The organism is Phocaeicola barnesiae DSM 18169 = JCM 13652 (assembly GCF_000374585.1).
In the GTDB taxonomy this organism is placed as follows: domain Bacteria; phylum Bacteroidota; class Bacteroidia; order Bacteroidales; family Bacteroidaceae; genus Phocaeicola; species Phocaeicola barnesiae.
The window spans coordinates 1-3,543 of the sequence record NZ_KB894675.1; the positions used below are offsets into that span (position 1 = coordinate 1).

At 37.2% G+C, this 3,543-nt stretch carries 1 protein-coding gene; it reads right to left on the reverse strand.

Features of this window, described 5'->3' with window-relative positions; all coding sequences use genetic code 11:
* Window positions 1–688: 688 nt before the first annotated feature.
* Window positions 689–3,543: hypothetical protein (locus C510_RS17580; RefSeq protein WP_018712233.1), on the reverse strand; the 2,855-nt coding region annotated here is incomplete at its 5' end.

The following is a 3,543-nucleotide window of genomic DNA, read 5'->3' on the forward strand; positions in this document are numbered from 1 at the left end:
ATAATAAAAATTTTAATTTATAAATTAAAAAACTCAAATTATCAAAACTTAAGCTTATCCCCGCCCCCATTGGCAGAAGACGGACCAGAGACAGCCTCCAGCGAGGGACGGACGAGGGACGGAGTCTGAACAAAAACGGGAAAGAAACAAACAAATACCCCGCTCACAAAGCCTGTAGCGCGGTTTCTGCCGTACAACATTTTCGCGGCGGGAATAATGAGATTTACTGTAAACGATTTATTATGAGAAGGTAACAGATTCAGGATTTTTTTGGAGGGACGGAAAAGGGACGGACGGGGGACGGAAAAGACTACAGAACCGGAATACTTATACTAAGGAAAATTATATAGATGGGGACATACCATTGGTGTGTTGGAAATATTATCCCTATATATTGTACCAATGTTTGACACTCTTTCAGATTATAGGCTGTTCTATAGCCTTATTCTTGATACTCTCAAAATCAAATTCTTCTTTCATACAAAAAACTGTGTTAGCAAAGTTAATATTTTGCTTTACTCTTTGCTGACACAGTTTAATTTACATCCTCTTGGACCGAATATGAAGAATCTGTCATCTCAATTCCACATAATCGTAATGCAACTTTTTAGAGAATACCAAAAAAACCGACACATTACCTTATATAAAGATATGTGCCGGTTTTTTATAAATATAGTCTGAATATTACTTATTTTTTAACTGTAACAGTTAACGGATAGTTGAAACCAGTCATATCTGTTACTGTAAATGTAATATTTGTGCTTTGCTGTCCTAACAGTCCTGTTACCTGATAGCGGAATATAGGTTTAGTAGGAGTAGTATCATAAGTAGTCAATTCAGCACTTACACCCGATTGTTCAGAAGTTACATCAACTTGAGCATCTTTATCATTCCATGATGTTTTAGATGCAAAAAGTGCAAATCCATCTAAGTTATAATATCCCATACCTTCCTTATCACCATCCTGATACTTAGCAGGAACATAACTTCCGTTTAATTCAAATCCAAATCCACCCTTATAAGGATTTTCTTTAGAAGTATCACCGATAGTGAACGGAGTTATAAATCCATTTTCATCAAGCTCTATAGGAGTATTTGATGGAATCAGATTTCCTGCAGCATCAAAGTTTACAGTCTTAATGCCATCCAATGCCGTCTTGACAGTTACATCGTAAGAATCTGATACAACAGTAAATGCTTCTTGGATAACTTTAACATCAGTTCCAGTTTCCAAAGTATAATTAGTACTAGAACCACCTACTCTTTGCATTCCTGCAAACACACTTGTATAAGCTACTATGTCATGCAACTCAGTGAGAAGAAGTTTAGTCTTTTTATCGTTGTAAATCTTACTCTTTTCGAGTTTAGCAGTACCTTCAGTATTTACTATCGCGCAAGTTTTATCACCGTTATATGCGTCACTTAATGCCCCATTTGTAAAGAATTCACAATCTTCTTTATCAGACAATAAGTATGCCAATCTGCTTGTTTCAGCATTTTGTGCTTTCTGCTTAAATGCTGTTGCCATTGATAACATAGCATTAGCATTGCCTACACTTGTTGTACTTTGTGCTCCAATACGAGCGATGTATTTACCATCTTCTGACCAACTTGATGTATTCTTTTCAAACAAGTCACTGAATGCAGGAAGTGCAATCTTAACGTTCATCTTGATACGGATGATTTCATTTCCTTCAGTATCATCACCCTTAGCAGTAGCTACCAAGTATAGAGTATAATAGTCATTGCTTGGTTTAGCGTCTTTTGCTATTGCATTGGCTGAAATAGATACGGATTCACCCTTATCATCTTTAGTTAATTGTTTAAATGGTAATTTGATAGTAGCAAGATCGGCAAGATCGTCTGTTATAGCATCCCATGCTTTACCATCAGCTTTCATGAACAATGCATTCTTCGTAGAAGAGTTACCATCAAATACAATAGCTTCACCATTTGCATTTGTACCGGCAGAAGCAATCAGGAATCCTGTCTGGTCTTTTTCTTCAACGATAGATATCTGATTCCATCCCTTAACTTTCTGGAGTGTAGCTGCATCTATCTGAGAGAATACATCCTCAAGGTTTACAATAGCTATAGGTTCTATAACTTCAGCCTTACCATCTGTTACCTTAGTTGGCATTACTACATAGTCTACGTTATCAGCTTGTGGACTTACTGCTGTACTTGAGGCAACCTTGAATTTAATATCTACACCATCGTAAACATGACCTGTGATATCCATCATGTGTACAGTAGCTGTAATTGTAGTTCCTGCAGAAGCCGCAGTGGTAGTGATAGTCATACCGTCGGCAGAGATACCCTTGGCAGCAGCAAGAGACTTGTTAGTGCCTTCGAATGTGATATATGAGTCGTAAAGGTAACACAATCTATCATTTCCACTAAATATAGCTGTAAGATCTGTTTTCTGATTCAAAGGTAAAGTACCACCATTCGTTTTGTTTATTTCAACATAATAACCTTCTGAATCAATATATCTTAAATCAGTTAAACTATTATATAAATCAATATTATTATATGTGTATGCTGATGCTGTTTCGTTTACATCAATTGTAAAATCATATCCTGTTACAGCCTTTTCGCCTGCATAAAGAGCATATGCAAGATTTTCATTGTTCTTATTGTCGAATACTTTAGCGATATTACTTGGAGTTACAGTGTCGTCCATTTCGATTGTAAGATTCCAAGAACCATTTTTTGATATGGCACGAGTTGTAACAGGTTTCAACAGCTTATCATTAGGTGTAGGAATTACCTTTACAGGAGCTATTTCGCCAAGAGAGTTTCTTAATGAAAGATTTACTTCATTCAAATCAACATCAGCCGGCAATACCTGAATTTCAACATTACTGATGTTACCTACCATAAGCTGATTTCTTACGACTTTACCTTTCTTTCCTTCCCATTTTGGCTGATCTACAGCTGCTTTAGTCCATTGAATAGGATTAATAGCAATATTATACTCAGCATCAGAATCAAATTTACTGTCTTCTGCTACAATTATAGAAGTAATTTTGTCTGCAGGAGAATATTTAGCCAATTCGATAGTCTTCAATTCACCGTTTGCATCAGGAAGTGTGATTGTAACTGAGTTCTCAGATTCATTGTCGATAATAGCATATTTACCGGCCTTGATTTCAGTAGCTGTACCGTTTACACAAAGATAACCGTCAGCGTTTACTGTTACCTTGTCGCCTACCTGTCCGATAACCTGACCATCAACTTTCAAGTCCTGACCGTCAAGTTCTACTACAGTCTTATCAACATCGCTGCCTTCGCCTGTAGGAAGATCGTAAGAAATAGTTTCTCCACCGGCAGTAACAAGAAGCTTACCGCCTTCAACTTTGACATCCTGAACGCCACCCAGTTGATCTACAGTAGCCTTCAGGCTTTCAAGGTCTGCTGCTACCTTATCAATCTGCTCCTGCAGGTTGTTGATGTCATCATCATAGTCTTTACAAGAAGTAAAAGTTCCTGCTGAAGCGAACAGAAGCGCTCCGAACAGAAGTGCACTTAAATACTTTT